Source organism: Amycolatopsis sp. NPDC049691 (assembly GCF_040675005.1).
In the GTDB taxonomy this organism is placed as follows: Bacteria; Actinomycetota; Actinomycetes; order Mycobacteriales; family Pseudonocardiaceae; genus Amycolatopsis.
Window position 1 is genome coordinate 435,485 of sequence record NZ_JBFANX010000005.1, and the last position, 22,404, is coordinate 457,888.

23 protein-coding genes are annotated in these 22,404 nt (G+C 71.2%); 10 read left to right on the forward strand and 13 right to left on the reverse strand.

Annotation, left to right across the window (positions count from 1 at the left end; translation table 11 throughout):
- The first annotated feature begins 44 nt into the window (after window positions 1–44).
- From AB0J40_RS14740 to AB0J40_RS14750, 3 genes are all read left to right on the forward strand, one after another.
- The gene (locus tag AB0J40_RS14740; RefSeq protein ID WP_364452402.1) at window positions 45–791 is read left to right on the forward strand and encodes a dienelactone hydrolase family protein; all 747 of its coding nucleotides are present in this window, start codon (window positions 45–47) and stop codon (window positions 789–791) included.
- Window positions 791–1,180: a carboxymuconolactone decarboxylase family protein gene (locus AB0J40_RS14745; RefSeq protein ID WP_364452403.1), complete on the forward strand. Its 390-nt coding sequence runs from the start codon at window positions 791–793 to the stop codon at window positions 1,178–1,180. The genes AB0J40_RS14740 and AB0J40_RS14745 overlap by 1 nt, the downstream gene beginning before the upstream one ends.
- A 138-nt stretch (window positions 1,181–1,318) precedes the next feature.
- Complete coding sequence (locus tag AB0J40_RS14750) at window positions 1,319–1,699, forward strand: VOC family protein (protein WP_364452405.1); 381 nt, start codon at window positions 1,319–1,321, stop codon at window positions 1,697–1,699.
- Here AB0J40_RS14750 and AB0J40_RS14755 read toward each other — a convergent pair.
- From AB0J40_RS14755 to AB0J40_RS14785, 7 genes are all read right to left on the reverse strand, one after another.
- On the reverse strand, window positions 1,691–2,545 hold the full coding sequence (locus AB0J40_RS14755; RefSeq protein WP_364452408.1) for an amidohydrolase family protein: 855 nt from the start codon (window positions 2,543–2,545) through the stop codon (window positions 1,691–1,693). The two genes, AB0J40_RS14750 and AB0J40_RS14755, sit on opposite strands and share 9 nt — an antisense overlap.
- Window positions 2,542–4,086 (reverse strand): benzoate-CoA ligase family protein, encoded by a 1,545-nt coding sequence (locus AB0J40_RS14760; RefSeq protein ID WP_364452411.1) that lies wholly within the window; start codon window positions 4,084–4,086, stop codon window positions 2,542–2,544. The genes AB0J40_RS14755 and AB0J40_RS14760 overlap by 4 nt, the downstream gene beginning before the upstream one ends.
- Window positions 4,087–4,094: 8 nt before the next feature.
- Entirely contained in the window at window positions 4,095–5,516 is a 1,422-nt protein-coding gene (gene boxB / locus AB0J40_RS14765; protein WP_364452414.1) for a benzoyl-CoA 2,3-epoxidase subunit BoxB, read from the reverse strand.
- Between the two features lie 5 nt (window positions 5,517–5,521).
- A complete protein-coding gene (gene boxC, locus AB0J40_RS14770; protein WP_364452416.1) occupies window positions 5,522–7,141 on the reverse strand; it encodes a 2,3-epoxybenzoyl-CoA dihydrolase in 1,620 nt (539 codons plus the stop codon).
- A 32-nt stretch (window positions 7,142–7,173) separates the two neighbouring features.
- The gene (locus AB0J40_RS14775) at window positions 7,174–7,611 is read right to left on the reverse strand and encodes a hypothetical protein (protein ID WP_364452588.1); all 438 of its coding nucleotides are present in this window, start codon (window positions 7,609–7,611) and stop codon (window positions 7,174–7,176) included.
- A gap of 82 nt (window positions 7,612–7,693) precedes the next feature.
- The gene (locus AB0J40_RS14780) at window positions 7,694–8,596 is read right to left on the reverse strand and encodes a GNAT family N-acetyltransferase (protein ID WP_364452419.1); all 903 of its coding nucleotides are present in this window, start codon (window positions 8,594–8,596) and stop codon (window positions 7,694–7,696) included.
- 151 nt (window positions 8,597–8,747) lie between these two features.
- Entirely contained in the window at window positions 8,748–11,174 is a 2,427-nt protein-coding gene (locus tag AB0J40_RS14785) for a glycoside hydrolase family 3 C-terminal domain-containing protein (RefSeq protein WP_364452422.1), read from the reverse strand.
- Window positions 11,175–11,248: 74 nt separating this feature from the next.
- On the opposite strand from AB0J40_RS14785, the gene AB0J40_RS14790 reads away from it, so the two are divergent.
- Together AB0J40_RS14790 and AB0J40_RS14795 are read left to right on the forward strand one after the other, a co-directional pair.
- A complete protein-coding gene (locus tag AB0J40_RS14790) occupies window positions 11,249–11,818 on the forward strand; it encodes a TetR/AcrR family transcriptional regulator (protein WP_364452424.1) in 570 nt (189 codons plus the stop codon).
- 278 nt (window positions 11,819–12,096) lie between these two features.
- Window positions 12,097–12,801 carry an MBL fold metallo-hydrolase gene (locus AB0J40_RS14795; RefSeq protein WP_364452426.1) on the forward strand — a complete coding sequence of 235 codons (705 nt, stop codon included), beginning with the start codon at window positions 12,097–12,099 and terminating at the stop codon, window positions 12,799–12,801.
- Here AB0J40_RS14795 and AB0J40_RS14800 read toward each other — a convergent pair whose 3' ends face one another.
- A complete protein-coding gene (locus AB0J40_RS14800) occupies window positions 12,802–13,185 on the reverse strand; it encodes a PPOX class F420-dependent oxidoreductase (RefSeq protein ID WP_364452429.1) in 384 nt (127 codons plus the stop codon).
- 20 nt (window positions 13,186–13,205) lie between these two features.
- On the reverse strand, window positions 13,206–13,793 hold the full coding sequence (locus AB0J40_RS14805; protein WP_364452432.1) for a dihydrofolate reductase family protein: 588 nt from the start codon (window positions 13,791–13,793) through the stop codon (window positions 13,206–13,208).
- Between the two features lie 87 nt (window positions 13,794–13,880).
- Here AB0J40_RS14805 and AB0J40_RS14810 point away from each other — a divergent pair, with 87 nt between their 5' ends.
- A complete protein-coding gene (locus AB0J40_RS14810; protein WP_364452434.1) occupies window positions 13,881–14,342 on the forward strand; it encodes a helix-turn-helix domain-containing protein in 462 nt (153 codons plus the stop codon).
- Here the strand turns inward: AB0J40_RS14810 and AB0J40_RS14815 are convergent.
- The gene (locus tag AB0J40_RS14815; RefSeq protein ID WP_364452437.1) at window positions 14,339–14,785 is read right to left on the reverse strand and encodes a helix-turn-helix domain-containing protein; all 447 of its coding nucleotides are present in this window, start codon (window positions 14,783–14,785) and stop codon (window positions 14,339–14,341) included. The two genes, AB0J40_RS14810 and AB0J40_RS14815, sit on opposite strands and share 4 nt — an antisense overlap.
- Before the next feature lie 49 nt (window positions 14,786–14,834).
- On the opposite strand from AB0J40_RS14815, the gene AB0J40_RS14820 reads away from it, so the two are divergent.
- Both AB0J40_RS14820 and AB0J40_RS14825 read left to right on the forward strand, forming a co-directional pair.
- Window positions 14,835–15,293 (forward strand): DUF1579 family protein, encoded by a 459-nt coding sequence (locus AB0J40_RS14820; RefSeq protein ID WP_364452439.1) that lies wholly within the window; start codon window positions 14,835–14,837, stop codon window positions 15,291–15,293.
- Between the two features lie 383 nt (window positions 15,294–15,676).
- Entirely contained in the window at window positions 15,677–17,647 is a 1,971-nt protein-coding gene (locus AB0J40_RS14825) for an ABC transporter ATP-binding protein (protein WP_364452590.1), read from the forward strand.
- Here the strand turns inward: AB0J40_RS14825 and AB0J40_RS14830 are convergent.
- Window positions 17,547–18,314 (reverse strand): hypothetical protein, encoded by a 768-nt coding sequence (locus AB0J40_RS14830; protein WP_364452442.1) that lies wholly within the window; start codon window positions 18,312–18,314, stop codon window positions 17,547–17,549. The two genes, AB0J40_RS14825 and AB0J40_RS14830, sit on opposite strands and share 101 nt — an antisense overlap.
- Window positions 18,315–18,490: 176 nt before the next feature.
- Between AB0J40_RS14830 and AB0J40_RS14835 the strand changes: the two genes are divergently transcribed.
- The gene (locus AB0J40_RS14835; protein WP_364452444.1) at window positions 18,491–19,966 is read left to right on the forward strand and encodes a wax ester/triacylglycerol synthase family O-acyltransferase; all 1,476 of its coding nucleotides are present in this window, start codon (window positions 18,491–18,493) and stop codon (window positions 19,964–19,966) included.
- Window positions 19,966–20,847, forward strand: a complete 882-nt coding sequence (locus AB0J40_RS14840; protein ID WP_364452446.1) for an alpha/beta hydrolase — start codon at window positions 19,966–19,968, stop codon at window positions 20,845–20,847. The genes AB0J40_RS14835 and AB0J40_RS14840 overlap by 1 nt, the downstream gene beginning before the upstream one ends.
- Here the strand turns inward: AB0J40_RS14840 and AB0J40_RS14845 are convergent.
- Both AB0J40_RS14845 and AB0J40_RS14850 read right to left on the reverse strand, forming a co-directional pair.
- Window positions 20,831–21,586 (reverse strand): fumarylacetoacetate hydrolase family protein, encoded by a 756-nt coding sequence (locus AB0J40_RS14845; protein WP_364452448.1) that lies wholly within the window; start codon window positions 21,584–21,586, stop codon window positions 20,831–20,833. The two genes, AB0J40_RS14840 and AB0J40_RS14845, sit on opposite strands and share 17 nt — an antisense overlap.
- Window positions 21,583–22,374 carry a fumarylacetoacetate hydrolase family protein gene (locus tag AB0J40_RS14850; RefSeq protein WP_364452449.1) on the reverse strand — a complete coding sequence of 264 codons (792 nt, stop codon included), beginning with the start codon at window positions 22,372–22,374 and terminating at the stop codon, window positions 21,583–21,585. The genes AB0J40_RS14845 and AB0J40_RS14850 overlap by 4 nt, the downstream gene beginning before the upstream one ends.
- Window positions 22,375–22,404: the final 30 nt, after the last annotated feature.

A 22,404-nucleotide genomic window follows, 5' to 3' on the forward strand; every position in this document is an offset into this window, starting at 1 on the left:
AACTGGCTTCAGCACACAACCGGATCCCGAAAGGTGGACACGAAATGTGTCACAGCACGGACAGCCGCCCGCCCGCCCTGGCGAACCCCGGTGAGGTCGCCCAGGACGGCGCGCTCGAGCTCACCTCCGCCGACGGCACGGTGTTCTCCGCGTTCCACGCGATCCCCGCCGAGCCCAACGGCGTCAACATCGTCATCCTGCCGGACATCCGCGGCACGCACCCGTACTACCAGGCGCTGGCCAACCGCTTCGCCCAGGCGGGCTTCACCACCGCGGCCATCGACTACTACGGCCGCACCGCCGGCGTGGGCGTCCGCGACGACGAGTTCGACTGGAAGCAGTACCTGCCGTCGGTGCAGTCCGACGAGGTCGCGGCCGACGTCAAGGCGGCGGCCGAGCACCTGACGAAGTTCAACACCGGCCCGGTCTTCACAGTCGGCTTCTGCTTCGGCGGCGGCCAGTCCTGGCGGCTGTCGGCGAGCGACCTGGGCGTCAACGGCGTCATCGGCTTCTACGGCCTCCCGAAGCTGGTCCACGACGTCGTCGACGACATCTCGGCGCCACTCCTGCTGCTGCTCGCCGGCGCCGACGTCGCGACGACGCCGGAAGAGTTCGAGACCTTCGCCAAGTCCCTCGACGCGGCGGGCAAGACCTACGACATGCACGTCTACGAGGGCGCCCCGCACTCTTTCTTCGACGCGACGTACGACGAGTGGCAGGAAGCCTGCGACGACGCCTGGAGCCGCATGCTGACGTTCATCGAGAAGCACAGCGCGAAGGTCCCGGCCTGATGGACCGCTCGGCCCGCTTCGAACGCGGCGCGGCGCGCCTCGCCGAGATGGGCGGCGACATCGCCAACATCGTCGAGCCCCTGGCCGACGTCGCCCCCGACCTGGCGACGTTCGTCGGCGAGTTCGCCTTCGGCGACCTCTACACGCGGCCGGGGCTCGACCTGCCGCAGCGTCAGCTGGTCACCATCGCGGCCTTGGTCACGCTGGGTGACACCGAGCGTCAGCTGCGGTTCCACACCAACGCGGCGCTCGACGTCGGGCTCAAGCCGGCGGAGATCGTCGAGACGGTGATCCACCTGCTCGCGTTCGCGGGCAACCCGCGGGTGTTCAACGCGATGCTCACGGTCAAGGGCGTGTTCGCCGAGCGGGGGCTGCTACCGCTGCAGTGACCCCGGGCCTCCCGCGCGCCCCCTCCGCGCGGGAGGCCCCTTCCGTTCCGCCGGTCGCCGCCGGTCGCGCAAACGCCGGCACTTCCGTTGAAAAACCGGCTCTGGCCAGCCGCCCGACCACCGGCGCAGGATGAACCGATGCTGACCGACTCGACGATCACGACCATGCTCCCGGTGACCGACAGCGAACGCGCCGGCCACTTCTACGCGGACTCCCTGGGCCTGCAGCAGACGGGGAAGGGCGAGGACGGAACGCTGTACTTCGCGGCGGGCGCGGGCGCGATCGGCCTCCGCCCGATGCCGGCGGGCAGCCAGAGCGAGAACACGGCGTTGAGCTTCGAAGTCTCCGACCTGCCCGGCGAGATTTCGGCTCTCGAAAGCCACGGGGTGAAGTTCCAGGACTTCGAGATGGAGGGCCTGAAGACCGTCGACCACATCGCCGAGCTGGGCAACGAACGGGCGGCGTGGTTCACCGACAGCGAGGGCAACGTCCTCTGCCTGCACGAAATCCTAGGCTAGGCCCGGCATCAGCTTGACCGCGTTGCCCGACAGCACGCCGGTCAGGACGTCCTCCGGCAAGCCCAGCCCGATCAGGGTCCGGACGTTCGCCGCCACCGACGGCACGCCGGGCCAGTCCGTGCCGAACACGAACTTGCCCGCCAGCCGGGCCAGGTCGAAGCGCTGGTAGTACTCCGGCAGCTTCTTCGGCGGCAACCCGGCCAGGTCGAGCCAGACGTTCTCGCGCGCCAGCGCGAGGAACGCCGCCACGTCGTACCACCAGCCGCGGCCGCCGTGGGCGAAGACGAACTGCAGCGACGGGAAGTCCTCGACCACGTCGGACATCAGCTCGGGGTTCCCGAAACTCGTGCGGGAACCCGGGAAGCTCGACGTTCCCGAATGGAGGATCACCGGCACTCCACGTTCCAGACACAGCTGGTAAACCGGGTACAGCTCCTTGTCCGCCGGCGAAAACGCGCCGTGCACGGGGTGGATCTTCAGTGCCACCGCGCCCAGGTCCAGCTGCCGCGCCACCTCCGACGCGGGCGGGTGGTGCAGGTACGGGTTGACGTTCGCCACGAGCCGGAACCGCGCCGGGTTGTGCGCCACCAGCGGCAGGTTGTCCTCAATGGACTGGATGCCCGTCGCCCGCGGGCTGTACTCGCAGAACAGCAGCACCCGGTCGACGCCCTCGGACTCCATCAGCTCGTCCATCGCCGAGGGGATCACTTCCCCGGAATCGGAGTACACCGACCGCCAAGGATAAGAACCCGCGAAGTCGTGCGCCCACTGCAGCCAGGCGGGTTTGAGCGTCGGCAGGCGCGGTGTGTGGACGTGCGCGTCGACCACGAAGTACCCGTCGATCACGGACTGGGCACCACCCGCAGCACGTCGCGGACCTGCTCGCGGATCACGTTGCGGCGGATCTTGCCGGTCGCCGTCTTCGGCAGCTCCGCCAGTTCGACCACGCCCCGCGGTCGCTTGAACGCCGCGAGGCCCTCGCGGCAGAACTCGATCAGCTCGTCCGGATCCACCGGGAAACCGGGCGCCGCCACCACGCACGCCACGGGCTTGTCGAGCCCGTCGGCGTCCGGCGCGGCGACCACGGCCACCTCCGCGACCGCCGGGTGCTGCCGCAGCCGTTCCTCCACTTCGGACGGTGACACCCAGATCCCGCCCGCCTTCAGCATGTCGCCGAACCGGCCGAGGCAGGTGTACGTGCCGTCCTCGTTGCGCACGTAGCTGTCGCCGGTCCGCAGCCACTCGCCCTGGAACACGAGCTTCGTCGCGTCGTAGCGGGCCCAGTAGCCGGTCGCCGTCGACGGGCCGGCGACGAACAGCTCGCCCGGCTTTCCCGCGGCGTCGATCACCGCGCCGGCTTCGTCGCGGATCTGCAGGGAGTAGCCCGGCACCGCGACGCCGGTGGTGCCCGGCCGCACCGCGCCCGGCCGGTTGGACAGGAAGATGTGCAACGCCTCCGTGGAGCCGATGCCGTCGAGGATCTCCAGCCCGAAGCGGCTCTTGACCCGTTCGAACAGGGACGCGGGCAGCGGCTCGCCCGCCGAAACCGCGTGCCGCACCGAGGCGAACGAGTCGTCCGGGACGTCGCTGGCCAGCAGTGCCGCGTAGAACGTCGGGACGGCGAAGAACAACGACGGCTGTTCTTCCCGCGCGCGCCGCGCGAACAACGCCGGGGTCGGCCGCGACGGCTCGAGCAGCGTCGTCCCGCCCGCGCCCAGTGGGAAGAAGCACGAATTGCCGAGCCCGTAGGCGAAGAAGAGCTTCGGCACGGACAGGAACCGGTCGGCCGGCGTCGTCGCCAGCACGCCCCGCGCGTACGTTTCGCAGACCGCGCGGATGCTCGCGTGCCGGTGCATCGCGCCCTTCGGCTGCCCCGTCGTCCCGGACGTGTACAGCCACAGCGCGGGCGAGTCCTCCCACGTCCGTCCACTTCGGAACGAGCCGGCCAGGTCCGACCACTGGTGGGTCCGGACGGCGAACCCGTCGGCGTCGGCCCGGTCGAGCAGGACGTCGGTGACCTCGGGGGCGAAGCTCAGCGCCGTCACGGCCTGTTCGGCGAACTCGCCGGAGACGCACAGCAGGCGCGCCCGCGAGTCGGCCAGCATCTTGCCCAGCTCGAGCCCGGTGACCATGGTCGAGACCGGCACGGCGACCGCGCCGGCCAGCATCGCGCCGAGGATGCCGGTGAGCAGCTCGACGTCGTCGACCATGCAGAACATGACCCGCTCTTCGGGCCGCACGCCGAGCTCGACGAGGCCGCCCGCGACGCGGCGGGACTCCTCGGCCAGCTCGGCGTAGGTGAGCGTGCGGCGGGGCGACACGACCGCGGTCGCGTCCGGGTGCCCGGCGAGGAGCAGGTACTCCGCGGCGTTGAACGCTGTCGCCACCAGACCTCCTACGTGAGGTACACGTACTCGTAGTCGAACGGCTTCCCGTTGATGCCCTGCCGTGGCGGGGCCACCCAGCTCGCGATCTTCCCCCGCTCGTACACCGGGTGCATCAGCGAGCGGACGAACGCGAGGTCCTCGGTCGTGGGCAGCCACTTGCGCTTGCCCGCCTCCCAGGTCGCCTCGTCGACGATGGTGCCGTCGGGAGTGACGTGGTGGCCGGAGTTTATGCCGACTTCGCGGTTGAAGCCAGGGTGCGGCAAGCGGAACGCGTGGTCGATGCCGGCCTCGGCGAGGATCTTGTTCCAGCGGTTGACGCCGGTCTGGCAATCGGCCACGTACTCGCTGCGCAGGTCGAGGTTGAGCAACAGGATCGCCTGCAGCTCCTCCGACGTCCAGGTGCCGTCGGCGGCCGGCTTCTCCAGCGTGCGGGCGTCGTCGGTGAGCTTGTGGTCGTCCTTGCGGCGAGTCTCCTGCCAGCGGCCCTTCAGCCCGGCGGTGTAGTAGTTCGCCGCGTTCGTCGACGTCTCGCTGCCGAACAGGTCGAGCGAGACGGTGTAGTGGAAGTTGATGTACTTCTGGATGACGTCGAGGGGGATGCCGCCGTGCGGGCCGATGTCGAACGTGTCGTGCTCGCGGATCAGCTCGGCGCTGCGGGTCACCACGCGGTCGACGCCGGTGGTGCCGACCATCATGTGGTGCGCCTCCTCCTTCAGCATGAACTCGCAGGTGCGCGAGAGCGGGTCGAAAGAGGACTCCTTGAGCGTGCCGAGCTGGTACTTCCCGTCGCGGTCGGTGAAGTAGGTGAACATGTAGAAGGCCAGCCAGTCGGCGGTCTCCTCGTTGAACGCGCCGAGGATGCGGGGTGCGTCCGGGCTGCCGGAGTTGCGCAGCAACAGCCCTTCGGCCTCGTCGCGGCCTTCGCGGCCGAAGTAGGCGTGCAGCAGGTACACCATCGCCCACAGGTGCCTGCCCTCTTCGACGTTGACCTGGAACAGGTTGCGCAGGTCGTAGAGGCTCGGCGCGGTCAGCCCGAGGAGCTTCTGCTGCTCGACGGACGCGGGTTCGGTGTCGCCCTGGATGACGATCAGCCGCTGCAGGTCGGCGCGGTACTCGCCGGGCACCTGCTGCCAGACCGGCTCGCCCTTGTGCTCCCCGAACGCGATCCGCCGGTCCGGGTCGCGCTCGGCGAGGAAGATGCCCCAGCGGTAGTCCGGCACGTTGACGTGGTCGAAGTGCGCCCACCCCTCGCGGCCGACGCTGACGGCGGTGCGCAGGTAGACGCCGTGGGTCTCCAGCGTCGGGCCCATCTCGCCCCACCAGTGCATGAACTTCGGCTGCCAGCCCTCCAGCGCGCGCTGCAGCCGCCGGTCCTCGGAGAGGTTGACGTTGTTGGGGATCTTGGCGTCGTAGTCGATCTTCTCGGGCATCTGCGCTAGACCCGCTTCCTGTCGAAGACGGCCTTCTGACCGGTACCGTAGCGGCGCAGCGCGCCCTCCGGCCCGGACGCGTTGGGCCGGGTGAAAATCCAGTTCTGCCAAGCCGCCAGCCTGCCGAAGATCTTGGTCTCCACGGTCTCGGGACCGACGAACCGGTGGTTGGCCTCCATCCCGGTGAGGGCGTCCGGCGACAGCGACGCCCGCCCCTCCAGGGCGATCCGGATCTCGTCCTCCCAGTCGAGGTCGTCCGGGGCGTCGGTGACCAGGCCGAGTTCGACGGCTTCGGCCGCGCTCAGCTGGTGGTCCTTTTCGCGCGCGAGCCAGGCGAGGTGGTCGTCGTCGCCGTAGAAGCGCGTCTGCAGGCGGGTCAGGCCGTTGCCCATCGGGAACGGGCCGAAGTTGGCTTCGCTGAGCCTGATGGTGGCGCGTTCCTCGGAATCTTCGTCGTCGATGGGCGGACCGTCGAGGATGTACTGGCGGTCGGCGGCGAGCGCGAGTTCCAGCAGCGACCCGGCGAAGCAGCTGCCGGGCTCGATCAGCGCGATCAGCGTGCGGCTGGTGACGTCGAGCCGCTTGAGCGTGCGCTTGAAGTAGTGCGTGATCTCGTTGCCCAGCCAGTCCTTCGAGCCGAGGACGGCCTGCTCGTGCGCGAGCACCTTCTCCGGGTCGCCCTGCGTCTTCAGGATCCACGTGCCGGCTTCGACCTCGTTGGTGCGCAGCCGCAGGATGGCGTCGTCCAGCTCGCGGGTCATCGCGAGGAACCAGCCGTTCGCGCCCTCTTCGTGCAGGTCGCCGGGGTCGTTCTCGGGACCCTTGACGGTGATGGTGACCTGGTCCTTCCCGACTTCGATGTCGACATGGCGATGTTCCAGCGGCGTCAGCTCGATGCCGCCTTCACCGCTGCGGTCGGACTCGCGCGCGATCTCCCGCGCGCGCTTCGCCACGGCCTCGCGGAACCCCTGGCGCGGCACCAGTTCGTCGACCAGCCGCCAGTCGACCGCCGTCTTGCCCTTGACGCCGTCGGGGCGCGTCGCGAAGACGTCGGCGAGGTCCTTGCGCACCCGCCGCTTGTCGACGACCCGCGTGAGCCCGCCGGTGCCGGGCAGCACGCCGAGCAGCGGCACCTCGGGGAGCGCGACGGTCGAGGAGTTGTCGTCGATCAGCAGGATCTTCTCGCAGGCCAGCGCGATCTCGTAGCCGCCGCCGGCGCAGGTCCCGTTCACCGCGGCGACGTACGTCTGGCCGGAGTGCTCGGTGGCGTCCTCCATGCCGTTGCGGGTCTCGTTGGTGAACTTGCAGAAGTTCACCTTCCAGTGGTGCTCGGACGCGGCGAGCATCCGGATGTTCGCGCCGGCGCAGAAGACCTTGTCCTTCGCGCTGGTCACCACCACCACGCGGACCTCGGGGTGCTCGAAGCGCAGCCGCTGGGTGGCGTCGTACAGCTCGATGTCGACGCCGAGGTCGTAGGAGTTGAGCTTGAGCTCGTAGCCCGGGACCAGCCCACCCTGCTCGTCGACGTCCATTTCGAGCCAGGCCACCTCCCCGTCGACGTGGAGGCGCCAGTGGCGGTACTCGTCCGGACGGCGGTCGAAGGTCACCGGTGTGGTGGTGGTCACTCACCCGATTGTCTACACAGGTCCGACGAACGTCAATGTTGTGTAGAAACTTGATCTCGCGAGGTCACCCGGTTGAGCGCCGACCACGCCCACGTTACGAACACCCACAGGGCGAGCGCTGCCGCCGAGTCGGTGAAGATCGTGGCGAACCAGAACGCCGGGATGCGCACTTCGCCGACCAGGAAGTGGCCCGCGCTCGCCAGCCCGGACAGCGAGTAGACCAGCAGGAACACGAGCGCGCGCGGGTAGCTGCCGCGCTCGTACGCGCGGTAGCCGAGCCAGCCGAACGCCGTGAACAGCACCCAGCCGAACGCCACGACGACCTGCGTGACCAGCAGCGGAACGCCGGGGAGCGGCGGGTAGTCCGCCGCCCGGACGACGTTGTGCCCGTAGTGCAGCGTGGTCGAGAGCAGCGAGAAGCCGAGGATCACGCGGAGCGGCGCCAGGCCTTTTTCCCGCAGGACGTCCATCATCAGCCCCCGATTTGATAGATCGCTCTAGCGACAGTACCGCGCGGCGGCCGCGCCGGGCAAGACGCGGCCGCCCGCGGTGTCACACGAGGTCGATGCGGTGCTGGGTCACCGGGTAGCCCGCCTTCGCGAACGCCTTGGCCATCGGGACGTTGCCGACGTCGGTGCCCGCGACGATCTGCTCGGCGCCGTACCCGACGAGGTCGTCCGTGGCCTCGACCAGCAGGTCGTACGCGTAGCCGTGGCCCCGCTGCTCCGGCACCACGGCGATGTACCCGACCACCGGGTCGTAGGCGTTGCGGCTCGGCAGCGTGAGCCCGACGAGCTCGCCTTCGGGCGTGTACGCCAGCCGCCACCAGTCCCGGGGCGCCGGCATCCACCGCATGATGTCGAGGTCCTCGCGGGCCGCGGCGTCGAGGCCGTGCTCCTCGACCGTCTTGCGGACGTGCGCGTCGAGGCTGCCGACGTGCACGCGCTTGAAGACGTCGAGGATGACGTCGTCGTCGGGCTCGGGCCGGAACTCGAGCCGGCCCGGCTTCTCCGGCAGGCCGTTCTCCGGCGTCCAGCAGAACCGGTAGCGCTCGACGAGCTTGCGGTAGCCCGCCTTCTCGGCCGCTTCGACGCGGACGGTGACTTCGTGCGCGACGTCGGGGTCGGCCTGCCACGCGGGCGGCGTGGTCAGCGAGTACTCCGCGCGCAGCGGCACCTTCTTCAGCAGCTCGACGCCCGCGTCGAAGTCGGTGAAGTCGAACCAGTCGAGCGCGATCGGCGTCTCGTCCTTCGGCGTGCCCCACCAGGCGGCGCGCGCCACGACGACGTCGTCGCGCAGGGCGACCCAGACCCACTCGGGCCGGTACTCGCCCTTCGCCGCCATCTCGGCGAAGTCGTTGCCGAACAGCTTGCGGCCGACGAGACCGCGGTCGGGCAGGGAGGTGAACAGTGCTTCTTCGCCCGCTTCGAGCGGGCGGATGACCAGATCGGTCACGGGGGTCCTTCCGGGAAGTGCGCTCCCGGTCTACAGACCCGGCACCCTCGATCCGGGGTGGGAGCGCGTGATCGGTTGCGTGATCATCGATCCCACCTCCTTCCGCTGATCATGGGTGCCTGCGTGAAGTTAGGGGCTGCCAACCGGCGCGTCAACGTATTTTCTGGAGGACGACCCGGGTGCTCAGCCGCGGCTGGTCGTAGGAGTGCGAAGCCTCCAGGACGTACTCGCCGGCGATGTGCTGCCAGCCGTCGCGCCAGACTTCGGCGGACCGCGGCGTGACGACGATGTCGGTCTCGACGGCCTCGCCGGGTCGGGCTTCGACACTCGCGAAGCCCGCGAGCCAGCGCGGCGGCCGGTCGCCGCGTTCGGTCGGGGCCAGGTAGAGCTGGACGACTTCGCGGCCGCTACGCGTCCCTGAGTTGCGTACGCGGACCCGGACGCGCGCGCCGCCTTCGTCGTCCGGGTAGCAGTCGAGTTCCTCGTACACCCACGTCGTGTAGCCCTGGCCGTGGCCGAACCAGTACGCGGGTGGGGTTTCCGACTTCGCCCAGGCGCTGTAGCCGATGTAGACGCCTTCGCCGTACTCGAGAACGCCTTCCTCCGGAGTCACGTCGGTGACCGGCGCGTCTTCGAGCTTCGCCGGCCAGGTCGTCGGCAAGCGGCCGCCGGGCTCTTCGCGGCCGAAGAGGACGTCGGCCAGCGCGTCGCCGCCCGCCTGGCCGGGGAACCAGGTGAGCAGCACCGCGGCGACGTCCTGCCGCCACGGCATCTCCACCGGGGAGCCGGCGTTCACGACGACCACGGTGTTGGGGTTGGCCTTCGCGACCCTCTCGACCAGTTCGTCCTGCCTTCCGGGCAGGGCCAGGGAAGTCCGGTCGAAGCCCTCGCTCTCGACCTCGGCGGTGGTGCCGACCACGACCACGGCGACGTCCGACTTCCCAGCCAGGGCAACGGCTTCGTCGAGGGCGGCGTCCGGGGCGGGCACCGGGCCGCGGTGGCCGAGCGCGAACGTGACCCAGGCGAACGTGCCGCGCGCGAACTCCGCCATCTCCGACGGGATCCAGTACGTCAGGCTGACGTCGACCAGTTCGTCCGCCGTCAGCTCGATCTCCCGGCGTTGCTCGCGCACCTGCATGATCGAGGTGAAGACGTCGCCGCCTTCGGGCAGGTTGACGCCGTCGAAAAGGGTCTGGCCCGCGACCGTGAGCCGGAGGTCGCCCGGGCCGGTGACGGCGAAGGTGTGCGTGCCGCCGCGTTCGGGCAGGTAGGTGCCGTGGATTTCGACCGACGCGAGCGTGGCCAGGTCGAGTCCCTCGGGCAGTTCCCCGATCCACGTGATTTTGGCTTCCCTGAGCGGAAATTCAGCCAATCGGGTGCCATCCGCGGCTTTGGCGGTCGCGCGGAGCCGGAAATTGTCGGTGGCCGGCGGTAGCGTCGTTCGCGGATCGGCACCGACGGCGAACGCCAGGTCGGTGCCAGGGGGAACGGCCTTGCGGAGGCCGTCGAGAGGGGAGACGACGTGATCGGGGAACACGGTGGCGCTGCCGCCGCCGAGGATCTTGGGGTCCGCGGCCAGCGCGCCGATCAGGGCGATGCTCTGCGGCTGCTTGAGCGGGAGCACGCCGGTTTCGTTGCTGAGCAGCACGAACGACCGGTGCGCGACCTCGCGCGCGATCGCTTCACCGTCCACTTCGGACTGCATCGGGGTGGCGCTCCCGCCGAGCGCGCCGGTCCGGTGGGCCAGCAGGAGCACGCGGCGGACCATGTCGTCGACGACCTCTTCGTCGACTTCGCCGCCGCGCACGGCTTCCGCGAGCCGTTCGCCGAAAACCGTGCGGGGGCCGGGCATCGCGACGTCGAGGCCGCCGTTGGCGGAGGCGACGGTGTCGCGCGCGGCCAGCCAGTCGGACACGACGAAGCCGTCGAAGCCCCATTCGTCGCGCAGCACGCCGTTGAGGAGTTCGGCGTGCTGGGTCATCGTGGTGCCGTTGACGCTGTTGTAGGCGGCCATGATCCCCCACGGCTTCGCCCGCCGGACGATGAGTTCGAAGGGCGCGAGGTAGAGCTCGCGCAGCGCGCGTTCGCCGACGTGGACGTCGGCGGTGAAGCGTTCGGTCTCGAAGTCGTTGGCGACGAAGTGCTTGACCGTGACGGCGACCCCGCCGTCCTGCACGCCGGTGACGTAGCCGGCGCCGATCATCCCGGTGAGGAGGGGATCTTCCGAGTAGCACTCGAAGTGGCGGCCGCCCAGCGGCGAGCGCTGGAGGTTGACGGTCGGGGCGAGGAGCACGTGCACGCCCTTGCGGCGGGCTTCCTGCGCGAGCAACCGGCCGACCCGCACGGCGAGCCGCGGGTCCCAGCTCGCGGCGAGCGCCGTCGGGCTGGGGAGCGTCACCGAGGGGTCGTCCGGGCTCCACCGGACGCCGCGGACGCCGACCGGGCCGTCGGAGAGCACGAGGGAGCCCAGGCCGATGTCCGGCAGGGCGGGCAGGCTCCAGACGTCCTGGCCGGCGAGCAGGCTCGCCTTGGCGTCCAGGTCGAGCCCGGCCAGCAGCGCGTCGACGTCGAAGCTCATGGACGCCTACTCTACCTGGCGACGAGTAGTGAACGTTACAGTTTCGTGACAGCGAGTCCCGTAGGCTCGGGATCATGACCCGGGCCAGGGGCGCCGACCGCCGCGCGAGCATCGTCCGAGCGGCGTTCGAGGTGATCGCCGAACGCGGCTACCGGGGCACGTCGCTGGCGGCGGTGGCCGACCGCGTCGGGCTGACGCAGCAGGGGCTGATGCACTACTTCCCCACGAAGGAGGACTTGCTGACGGCGGTGCTGGAAACCCGCGACGAGTGGGACCTGCTGCACTTCGGGCACGCCGAGTCGTCGATGACGGTGAACCAGCTGGCCGACCTGGTCGACTACAACGCGACGAGGCCGGGCATCGTCCAGACGTACACGGTGCTGTCTGCGGACAGCGTCACGGAGGACCACCCGGCCCGGGAGTACTTCCACGACCGCTACCAGCGGGTGCGCGCGGGCATGACACAGATGCTGGAACGCCACCGCGACGAGCTGCCACCCGGGACAACCCCGGAACAGCTGGCCCCGATCGCGATCGCGGTCCTGGACGGGTTGCAGCTGCAGTGGCTGCTGGACCCGTCGGAGGTCGACATGCCGGCCGGGTTCCGCACGTTCTTGACGCTGCTGGGCATCAAGCCGGACTGACCGCCCGGGGCCGGGGAGGCCAGGGGGCCAGGGGGCCGGGGGCCGGGGGCCGGGGGCCGGGGGCCGGGGGCCGGGGGCCGGGGGCCGGGGGCCGGGGGCAAGCTACCCAGCCAGCCACGTCGCCGCACGCCAAGCCGCTCACCGTTCCCAGCGGGCCCTGCTGCGCAACCTGCGTGGCCAACCCCGCCGCGCCTGCCTCGAGGTCCCACCCCAGCCGCCGCCGAAACCGTTCCCCCGATGTGATTGCGTCCGGCCGGGTCACCTGACACCGTGTTCCGATGCTGAAGCAGGTGGCCGACGGCGTTTGGGTCCGGCAGAGCGAATGGGTCTGGAGCAACACCACCGTCATCCGCGCGGACGACGGCCTCGTCCTCGTCGACCCCGGCATCACCGGTGCCGAACTGAACGACCTCGCCGATGACCTGGAGCAGCTCGGCCTGCCGGTCGTCGCGGGGTTCTGCACCCACCCCCACTTCGACCACCTGCTCTGGCACCCCCGCTTCGGCGACGTCCCCCGCTACGCCACCCCCGCCGCGGCCGAATTCGCCACCGAAGCCCGCGAACGCGCCCGGGCCATGGCTGCGGAAACCGCGCCCGACATCCCCCTCGACCTGGTCGCGGATGTCACCCCGCTACCGAAAGACAACCCCCTGCCCGGCGAGCTGATCGAGCACGACGCCCACGCCGTCGGGCACGCCGCCCTGCTCCTCGCCGACCGGGGTGTCCTGCTCGCCGGTGACATGCTCTCCGACGTCCTCATCCCGCTGCTCGACCCCCGGCGCTCCGGCCAGGAGGTCGCCTACCCCGCGGCCCTCGACCGGCTCGAAGCGGCCACCCGGCACGTCGACGTCCTGATCCCCGGGCACGGCGCCATCGCCGAAGGGGACGAAATCGCGGCTCGCTTCGCCACCGACCGCGCCTACCTCGAAGCGCTGCGGCGCGGCGAAGAACCCGACGACGAGCGCTGGGGAAAGCGCAAGTAGTCAACCCATCCCGATGCTCTGCCGCTCGACCTCGATCAGCCCGACCACCCGCACCTGCTCCCGCGGGTAGCCCTGCCCGAGGTACTTCCGCGCGATGCGGTCGACGATCTCCCAGCCCGCGTCGCCGTCGATCCACTCGACCACGCGGCCGCGGATGATCACCGGCTCGAACGGGTTGTCCGCCGGGGTCAGCGACAGCGCCACCCGCGGGTCGCGGCGGAGGTTGCGGGCCTTGCGCGAGTCCGGGCCGGTCATGATCGCGATGTAATCACCCTCCGGGTCGACCCACAGCGGGATCGAGTGCGGAGCGCCGTCGGGCAGGACAGTGGCCAGGTGGGCCACCACGTTCGTCGAGAGGATGCGGCGGACGTCGTCGTTCAGCATGGTTTTCTCCTTGGTGGGTTTCAGGCGACCGAGTAGCGGAGGTGGGTGACGCCGGGGGCGGGGACGGCTTCGACCAGCCGCAGCCGCACGTGCGACGGCAGCTCCTGGAAGAACGACCGCCCGCCGCCGAGCAGGACCGGGACCTGGTGGAGGACGACCTCGTCGACCAGGCCCGCCGCCAGCGCCGACGTCAGGACGCCGCCGCCCATCAGGCCGACGTCCTTGCCTCCGGCCGCCTCGCGCGCGGCCTCGATGGCCTCCTCGATGTCGCCGACCAGCGTCTGCCGCGGCGTCAGCTCGGGCGCCGGCCGGTGGCTGAGCAGGAAGAGCGGGGCGCCCGGGTGCGGGCTGCCGCCGCCGAAGTGGTCCGAGTCCTCGTAGGTGTTCCGGCCCGCCACGATCGCGCCGACGCGGCCCGCGAGCTCGTCGAAAACGCGGGCGCTCGGCTCGCTGAGCTTGAAGAAGTCGAACACGCGGCTCTGCGTGTCACCGTCGGTGTACCAGTCGAAGAGCGTCCCGCCGTCGCCGAGACCGTGCCCGGGACCGGCGCCGCGGCCCGTGATGTACCCGTCGACCGACACGGCGTGGGCGCTGAAGACCTTGCTCATCGCGATCCTTTCGGAGTTCCTTGAGGAGACTCCAGTACCGTAGCAGTGCAAGTTCCCTAAGGGAACCCCGAATGCTAAAGTGGTCTCATGCAGCGCACGAACTTCAGCGAACTGGCCGCGTGCTCGATCGCGCGCACGCTCGACGTCATCGGCGAGCCGTGGTCGCCGCTGATCCTGCGGGACGTCTTCGCCGGCTTCAGCCGGTTCGAACAGATCCAGGCGGACCTCGGCATCTCGCGCAAGGTCCTCACCGAGCGGCTCCACCACCTCGTCGACCAGGGCGTCCTCGAACGCCGGCCGTACGACCGGCGGCCCCGCTACGAGTACGTCCTGACCGAAAAAGGCGCCGAACTGGTCGACATGCTGATGGTCATGACCCGCTGGGGCGACAAGTGGCTCGCGGGCGAGGCCGGCCCGCCGGTGCTCTACCGCCACCATGCCTGCGGCGAAATCAGCAGCGTCGAACTCCGCTGCAACCACTGTGGCGAACTGATGAACGCGGGCAACGTCGACCCACTGCCCGGCCCCGGCGCCGGCCGGGAGGACTAGCGCAACCGCGGCTGCGCGACGACCTCGCGCAGCCGGCGCAACGTCCGCAGCGTCGTTTCCAGGTCCTCCTGGGACACCGCACCCGCCACATCTTCCGCCCACGCCACCTGCGCGGCCCCCAGTTCGCGCATCGCCGCCTTCGCCCGCCGCGTCAGCGACAGCAGCGGCGCCCGCGCGTCGGCCGGGTTCGGCAGGCGGTCGAGCATTCCGTTGCGCAGCAAGCGGTTCACTGTTTCCTGGACGCTCTGGCGCCGCAGGCCGCGGCGGCGCGCCACCTCGGCCGCGGTCGCCGGGCCGTCCTCGAGGAAGCCGAGGACCTGCCACTGCGCCGCGGTCAGCCCGACCGGCCCGGTCAGCGCGTCGCCCGCCGCCAGGAAGCCGCCGTTGCAGGCGAAGACGGCGTCGATCACCCGGGTGAACGTCTCGGCTCGCTGGGACCGCATGCGTGGTAGTCTCGCATATCGACAGGTACCTGTCGAAATGGAGATGACGATGGACATGCCCACCCTGGGCCCCGCGCACGACGCGTTGAAGGCTTTCACCGGCGACTGGACCGGCACGGAGGAGCTCGCCGCTTCGCCGTGGGCGCCGGCCTCGACCGCACGCGCCGAATGCCGGTACCGCTTGGCGCTCAACGGGTTCGCGCTGATCCAGGACTACCGGCAGCTGCGCGAAGACGGCACGGAGTTCTTGGGGCACAACGTCTTCACCGTGGATCCCCAGACCGGCGAGACGCTCTGGTACGGCTTCGACAGCTACGGCTTCCCGCCCGAGCCGCCCGGCCGCGGGGACTGGTCCGGCGCGACGCTCGTCCTCGAGAAGCGGACCGCCCGCGGGGCGGCCCGGCACCGGCTCACCCCGGACGGCGACACGCTGACGCACGAAATCGACGTCCGCATGGGCGAAGACCGCGAATTCAGCCCATTTCTGCGTGCGCGGTACACGCGGTAAAACGGGTAGGAGGAAACAGGCGACGCCCCTCCCCCCTGGCACGAGGACGTCACCTGTTTCCGGTCTCTGCCACCACATCCGCGGACCTGCCGACCCCGGCGGCCCAGCGGCGAGGCAATTTCACAACAATTATTAGTTATTCGGTCTTGCTCGATTTACCGCCCTGTTGGGAGTGTGTCCCCGATGCTGCCGCAGGCCCAGGGAAATCGATTACTTTCACCCGAACGGCCTAGCGTCCGCACCCGCTCACCGGTGCCCCGACGAGCCGTTGAGCTCCGGAATTGTCAGACCCCCGGAGTAGAGATGAACGCGTGCGCAGACCCGCCGGAACACCCCAGGACGCCACGGAGCCGCCCCCGCTGATCGGGGTCGAGAACGTGAAGATGCCCGAATGGGCACGCGTCGACGAACGCGTGGCCGCGGCCGGCTTCGGCCAGGCCGTGCGCGCGCTGCCGACCGCGATCGCCGTCGTGCTGCGGCTGGCCTGGCGGACATCGCCACGGCTGACGCTGCTGGCCGGCTTCGTGCACGTCGTCTCGGGCTGCGTCACGGCGTTCGGGCTGCTCGCCACCGCGAACGTCTTCACGGCGCTGCTCGAACAGGGCCCGACCCCGGAGCGGGTGCTGCAGTCGCTGCCCGCGATCGCGGTCGTCACCGGCTCGTACGCGGCGCGCGCGTTGCTCGACGCCGCCGTCGCGGCCGTCGAAGGCGCGCTGCGGCCCCGCGTCACCGCGGCGGCGGACGACGCGGTGACGGCCGCGGTCGTGCGCGTCGGGCTGATCGCGTTCGAGGACGCGGACTTCCGCGAACTGGCGCGGCAGGGCGCGCGGTTCGGCGTCCGGGCGATCGAGACGAGCCTGCGCCGGCTGGCCGACCTGACGTCGTCGGTCATCTCGCTCGCGGCGGCGATGCTGACGGCGGGGCTGCTCAACCCGTGGCTGGCGCCGGTCCTGCTGCTCGCCGCGGCGGCCGACGGCTTCGCCGCCGCGCGCATCGCGAAGCTGAACTACCGGCACTTCATCGACACGGTCGGGCGCAACATCCGCAAGTCGGTCGTCGAAGAGGTCGCCACGTGGCGGTCGATGGCCCTCGAACGGCACGCGCTCACGCTGCAGGAGCCGTTGCTCGGCGAGTACCGGCGCATCTCGCGCAGCCTGATGCGCGAGGAGGTCCGGCTGGCGCACCGCAGCAACGTGGTGCGGACAACCGGCCGGGCGGCGGCCGGGTTCGGCACCGCCGTCGCGTACCTGGTGCTCGGCTGGCTGCTCTACTCCGGCGGGATGGAGCTGGCGCTGGCCGGCACCGCGGTGCTGGCGATGCGCACGGCGTCGACGGCGCTGTCCAACACCATGCGCGCGGTCAACTCGCTGTACGAGGACTCGTTCTACATCGGGTTCTACAACCAGCTGCTGGCGGAGTCGGTGCGGCGGCAGCCACCGCCGTCGGCGCTGACCGCGCCGGCCGACCCGGCCGAGATCCGGCTGGAAGGCGTCTCGTTCACCTACCCGGGCGGGCAGCGGCCGGCGCTGCGGGACATCTCCGTGACGATCCGGCGCGGCGAGGTGGTGGCGCTCGTCGGGGAGAACGGGTCGGGCAAGACGACCCTCGGCAAGCTGCTGACCGGGCTCTACCCACCGGACGAAGGGGTGGTGCGCTGGGACGGCGTCGACCTCGCCCGCGCGGACCCGGCGTCGGTGCACGCGAACATCGCGGTGATCGCGCAGGAGCCCGCGGAGTGGCCGATGACGGCGGCGAACAACGTCACGGTGGGCCGCCTCGGGCGCGCGGACCCGGACGGCCGCGCGTGGCGTGAAGCGGTGGGCTACTCGGGCGCGGACGAGGTGATCGAGTCGTTGCCCGCCAAGGAGAACACGGTGCTGTCCAAGAAGTTCGACGAGGGCCACGACCTGTCCGGCGGCCAGTGGCAGCGCATGGGCATCGCCCGCGGCATCTACCGCGACGCGTCGGTCCTGGTGGCCGACGAGCCGACGGCGGCGCTCGACGCCCGTGCGGAGGCGAGGGTGTTCGCGGGTCTGCAGCACGCGAGCGCGTCCCACGACGGCAGGCGGACGACGATCCTGGTCACCCACCGGCTGGCGAACATCCGCTCGGCCGACCGGATCCTGGTGCTGGATAAGGGAAAACTGGTCGAGCAGGGCACCCACGAGGAGCTGATCGGAGCGGGCGGGGTGTACCACGAGCTGTACGAAATCCAGGCGCGCGCGTACGGCGTGGACGTGCCGTCGCCGCGCGTCACCGGCACGCCGGGCAGGATCTCGTCGTCGCCCGGTAGCCCGCCGTCGCCACGAGGAGCGCGACGCCCCACCCCAGGAACACCGGATAGGTCGCCGTGAAGGCCCACTGACCGGCGAGCGCGGCCTCGCCGGTCCCGCCCGGGTCGCAGGCGGACGTCAGCCCGAAGGCGACGCACCGGGTCATCAGCGCGCCGTACTGCCCGACGAGCAGCCCGGCGACGAGCGGCGGCGTCATCGCGAGCGCCGCCGGCACCCGGCGGCCGGCCAGTCCGGGCACCCAGCGGGGAAAGCGTTGCGACCACCCGCGGGCGAGGCCGGCGGTGAGCAGCGCCCCGACGGCCGGGACCGCCCCGAGCACGAAGAGCGAGCCGGCGGCGCCGCTCAGCTCCGCGGTCCGGGTGGTCCCGAGCGGAACCCCGAGCGCCCACAGCCAGTGCGGCAGGGTGAACCCGGCGAGCGGCACGACGACGGCGACGCGAGTCGCCACCCGCGCCCACCGGGGCGGGACGAGCGTGTCATCGGGGCGGCGCACGACCGGCCGGGTCCGCCCGCACCGGCGACAGCCGGGGCTGGTCCGCACCCGGTAGGCATCGGCGGCGAACCCGCAGAGAACCCCGCCGAGCAACGCGATGACGAGCAGCGGTTCGACGTGCTGCCCGAAAGCCAGTGCCATGACGAGGTTGCGCGGAACGACGAGAACGAGCAGGACGCAAGCGGTCCACCCGGCGAGGACCGGCAAGAGCCGTACCCACCGGAGGGAGGTCATCGCATCGCCTGGGTCGCGTCTCACACCGGCAGTCTCACCGCCGCGTGAGCCGCCGCGGATCACCGGTGCGGGTGAGCCGGCTCCCCCGTGCGCGGGTGGTGCCACGCACCCGGCCAGCGGATTTACCGCGCCCACCCCGCGGGGCAGACTGTCCTGCCGAGCCCCGAGGAGGCCTGATGCGCCAGCTCACCGCCCTGGACGTGCAGTTCCTCAACGCCGAGTCGACCACCACCACCGGTCACGTCGGGGGCCTCTCGATCCTCGACCCGTTGACCGCGCCCGGCCGGACCCTCACCCTCGACAGCCTGCGCGAGCTCATCGGGTCGCGGCTGAACCTCGCGAAACCGCTGCGCCGGCGGCTGCTGCCCGTGCCGCTCGGGCTCGACCACCCCTACTGGATCGACGATCCCGAGTTCGACCTCGAATACCACGTCCGCGAGATCGCGCTGCCCGCTCCCGGCGACCCGAAGCAGCTCGGGGAACAGATCGCCCGCCTCACCGCGCGGCCGCTGGACCGGCGGCGGCCGCTCTGGGAGGCCTACCTCATCCACGGCCTGCAGGACGGCAGCAAGGCCGTCTACACGAAGGTCCACCACAGCGCGATCGACGGCGTCTCCGGGGCCGAGCTCATCGGCGTCCTGATGGACACCACCGCCGAACCGCCACCGCAGGAGCCGCCGAAGACGCCGCGGAAGGAGCCCGTTCCCACTCCCGTCGCGCTCGCCCTCAACGGGACGAAGAAGCTCGTGCTGCACCCCGTCAAAGCCGCCCTCCAGGTGCCGAAACTGCTGCAGCACCTCGACGAGGTCCCCGGCCTCGGCCGCTATCCCGGCGTCGGCCTGCTCGCGAAGGCCGGCAGCGTGCTCAACCGCGTCACGCGCCAGGGCCCCGGCCGGCAAGCGGCCGCGCGGCCGCGGCTCGTCGCGCCCGACACGCCGTTCAACGGCCCGATCAGCCCGCACCGCCGGTTCGCGTACGGCTCGCTGCCCCTCGACGAGGTCAAGCACGTCAAGAACACCTTCGGCGTCACCGTGAACGACGTCGTCATGGCGTTGTGCGCGAGCGTCCTGCGCCGGTGGCTGGCCGACCACGACGCCCTGCCCGACCAGCCGCTCGTCACGCTGGCCCCGCTTTCGGTGCGCACGCCCGAGCAGGCGAAGGACGCCGGCAACCAGGTCTCCGTCATGCTCGCGCCGCTGCCGACGCACCTCGCCGACCCCGCCGCGCGGCTGGCCGAGGTCACCAGCGCGATGGTGGCCGCGAAGCAGCGGTACCAGCCGCTGCCCGCGTCGTGGCTGGTCGACTTCAGCGGGATGCTGCCGGCCGCGCTCGGCGGGCTCGCCGCCCGCGCCACGATGAAGTTCCTGGGCGCCACCAAACCCGTCGTCAACCTCGTCGTGTCGAACGTGCCGGGCCCGCAGAAGCCGCTGTACCTCGCCGGCGCGCGGCTGCTCGCGAACTACCCGGTGTCCGCGATCACCGACGCGAGCGGCGGGCTGAACATCACCGTGATGTCCTACGACGGCAAGCTGGACTTCGGGTTCGTCGCCTGCCGCGAGCTGATCCCGGACGTCTGGGACCTGGTCGGCCACCTGCACGACGCGCTGGCCGAGCTCACCAAGCTGGCCGCCGAGCACGCCCGGGAAGCCTGATGGCGGAGCGGATCACCCGAGTCGGCGGGATCGAGCTGTGCCACGAGACGTTCGGCGACGCGGGCGGCCGTCCGCTGCTGCTCGTGATGGGCCTCGGCGCGCCGATGATCTGGTGGGACGAAGAGTTCTGCGAATCCCTTGCCGCGCAAGGGTTCCACGTCGTCCGGTTCGACAACCGGGACGCCGGGCGGTCGAGCCGGCTGCGCGGCCGGGCCAACCTCGCGCGGGCGTACCTGCTGCACAGCGCGCCCTACTCGCTGGCGGACATGGCCGCCGACGCCGCCGGGCTGCTGGCCGCGCTGGGCATCCCGGCCGCGCACGTCGTGGGCGCGTCGATGGGCGGGATGATCGCGCAGACCCTGGCGATCCGGCACCCCGAGCGCGTGCTCTCGCTGACGTCGATCATGTCGAGCACCGGCGGCCGGCTGGTCGGGCGCCCGAGCGGCCGGGCGATGTCGATGCTGCTCAGCGCCCCGCCGCGCAGCCGGGCGGAGTACGTCGAGACGCTCGTACGGACGTTCCGGCTGATCGGCTCGCCGGGCTACCCCTTCGACGAGGCCCGCATGCGCGACCGCGCGGAGCGCACCTTCGACCGCGGCGTCCACCCGGGCGGCACGCTGCGCCAGCTGGCGGCGATCATGGCCGAGCGCGACCGGACCCCGCGGCTGCGGCAGGTGAAGGCACCCGCGCTGGTGATCCACGGCGCCCGCGACCCCTTGGTCCACGTCTCGGGCGGCCGCGCGACGGCGAGAGCGATCCCGGGCTCCGACCTCGACGTCGTCCCGGGCATGGGCCACGACCTGCCCCGCGAAGTCTGGCCGCGGATCGTCCAGGGCATCACGCGGATCGCGGACCGCGCGGAGGTCACCCCGCGAGCGTGATCGAGCCCAGGTGCGAGAAGTGGGCCGCGACGCGGGACCCGCGCCGCAGCGGGACCGCGTCCGTCATGCCGCCGGTCAGGACGATCCAGCCCGGCTCCAGCGCCAGCCCGCGCGCGCCCAACGCATTGGCCGCCAAGGCCAGCGCCTCCGCCGGGTGGCCCTGGACCGCCGCGCCCGTCGCCGTGTCGACGATCTGGCCGTCGACCTCCAACAGCGCCGCCTCCAGCGACAAGTCCAAAGCCGACGGTGGCAGTCCGACCGGCCCGACGCTGAAGTACGCCGACGAGCCGTTGTCCGCGACCGCGTCCGGCAGCGTGAAGCGGTAGTCCGCATACCGGCTGTCGATGATCTCGACGCCGCCGTACACGCGGTCGACCGCGGCCAGCGCCGTCGCCGCCGTCACGCCCGGGCCCGTCAAGCGGTCCCGCAGCACGAAGACCAGCTCCGGCTCGGCGCGCGGGTGGATCAGCCGCGGCACGGGCACTCCCGCCGGCAGCACCATCGCGTCGGTGAGCCAGGCCAGCAGCGGCGCGTCGATGCCCATCCGCTGCTGCTTCGCCCGGGACGTCAGGCCCAGCTTGAGCCCGACCAGCGTTTCGCCGCGGGCCCGTCGCTGCCGCAATGCCTCGTCCTGGATCGCGTACGCCGTGTCGACGTCCAGCTCCGGCCAGTCGTCCGAAAGGGGCGAGCGCTCCGAAGTCGTCCCCAGCAGCGCGGTGGCCGCCTCGCGCACGTTCACGATTCCTCCGAAAAGACCGCGGTGACACTGCCCAGGCCGGCGATGGTCGCGACGATCGTGTCGCCCGGCGACACCGGGATCGCGCGGGTCATCGAGCCCGGCAGCACGACGTGGCCCGGCTCGAGGGTGACGCCCAGCGGCCCGACCGTGTTCGCCAGCCACACCAGCGAGTTCAACGGCGACCCGAGCACCGCGCCACCTGCGCCGGTCGCCGCCACCGAGCCGTTCTGGTGGAGCACGCAGCCGGCCAGCCGCAGGTCGGCGTCGCGCAGCGCCGTCGGACGGCTGCCCAGCACGACCCCGCCGGAGGACGCGTTGTCCGCGATCGTGTCGAAGAGGGAGATCTTCCAGTCCCGGATCCGCGAGTCGACGATCTCCAGCGACGGCAGCACGAAGTCGACCGCCCGCACGGCGTCGGCGACCGTGACGCCGGGGCCGCGCAGCGCCGAACCGAGCACGAACGCGATCTCCGGCTCGATCCGCGGCTGCAGGAACGCCGTCGTCGGGATCGGCTGGTGCTCCAGGTGGAACATGCTGCCGGTGAGGTGCCCGTAGTCGGGCTGGTCGACGCCCATCTGCCGCTGCATCGCCGCGGACGCGAGCCCGACCTTGTGCCCGCGGACGGCGTCCCCGCCATCGACCCACTGCCGCACCTGCTCCTGCTGGATCCGGTACGCGTCCTCGACCTCCGCGTCCGGGTAGGTCTTGATCAGCGGCTCGATCGGTTCGCGCGTCGCGTAGGCCCGCGCCAGTACGGCGGCGGCCTCCTGCACCAAGCTGGCATCCACGCACCGGACTCTGCCGTGCGGGGACCCCCG

Bases quoted from the DNA above. Each gene is read 5' to 3' on its own strand.
- AB0J40_RS14740 (WP_364452402.1), top strand. From the start codon at position 45: ATGTGTCACAGCACGGACAGCCGCCCGCCCGCCCTGGCGAACCCCGGT.
- AB0J40_RS14745 (WP_364452403.1), top strand. From the start codon at position 791: ATGGACCGCTCGGCCCGCTTCGAACGCGGCGCGGCGCGCCTCGCCGAG.
- AB0J40_RS14750 (WP_364452405.1), top strand. From the start codon at position 1,319: ATGCTGACCGACTCGACGATCACGACCATGCTCCCGGTGACCGACAGC.
- boxB (WP_364452414.1), bottom strand. From the start codon at position 5,516: ATGCCCGAGAAGATCGACTACGACGCCAAGATCCCCAACAACGTCAAC.
- AB0J40_RS14775 (WP_364452588.1), bottom strand. From the start codon at position 7,611: ATGGACGTCCTGCGGGAAAAAGGCCTGGCGCCGCTCCGCGTGATCCTC.
- AB0J40_RS14785 (WP_364452422.1), bottom strand. From the start codon at position 11,174: ATGAGCTTCGACGTCGACGCGCTGCTGGCCGGGCTCGACCTGGACGCC.
- AB0J40_RS14790 (WP_364452424.1), top strand. From the start codon at position 11,249: ATGACCCGGGCCAGGGGCGCCGACCGCCGCGCGAGCATCGTCCGAGCG.
- AB0J40_RS14795 (WP_364452426.1), top strand. From the start codon at position 12,097: ATGCTGAAGCAGGTGGCCGACGGCGTTTGGGTCCGGCAGAGCGAATGG.
- AB0J40_RS14800 (WP_364452429.1), bottom strand. From the start codon at position 13,185: ATGCTGAACGACGACGTCCGCCGCATCCTCTCGACGAACGTGGTGGCC.
- AB0J40_RS14805 (WP_364452432.1), bottom strand. From the start codon at position 13,793: ATGAGCAAGGTCTTCAGCGCCCACGCCGTGTCGGTCGACGGGTACATC.
- AB0J40_RS14810 (WP_364452434.1), top strand. From the start codon at position 13,881: ATGCAGCGCACGAACTTCAGCGAACTGGCCGCGTGCTCGATCGCGCGC.
- AB0J40_RS14815 (WP_364452437.1), bottom strand. From the start codon at position 14,785: ATGCGGTCCCAGCGAGCCGAGACGTTCACCCGGGTGATCGACGCCGTC.
- AB0J40_RS14820 (WP_364452439.1), top strand. From the start codon at position 14,835: ATGGACATGCCCACCCTGGGCCCCGCGCACGACGCGTTGAAGGCTTTC.
- AB0J40_RS14825 (WP_364452590.1), top strand. From the start codon at position 15,677: ATGCCCGAATGGGCACGCGTCGACGAACGCGTGGCCGCGGCCGGCTTC.
- AB0J40_RS14830 (WP_364452442.1), bottom strand. From the start codon at position 18,314: ATGACCTCCCTCCGGTGGGTACGGCTCTTGCCGGTCCTCGCCGGGTGG.
- AB0J40_RS14835 (WP_364452444.1), top strand. From the start codon at position 18,491: ATGCGCCAGCTCACCGCCCTGGACGTGCAGTTCCTCAACGCCGAGTCG.
- AB0J40_RS14840 (WP_364452446.1), top strand. From the start codon at position 19,966: ATGGCGGAGCGGATCACCCGAGTCGGCGGGATCGAGCTGTGCCACGAG.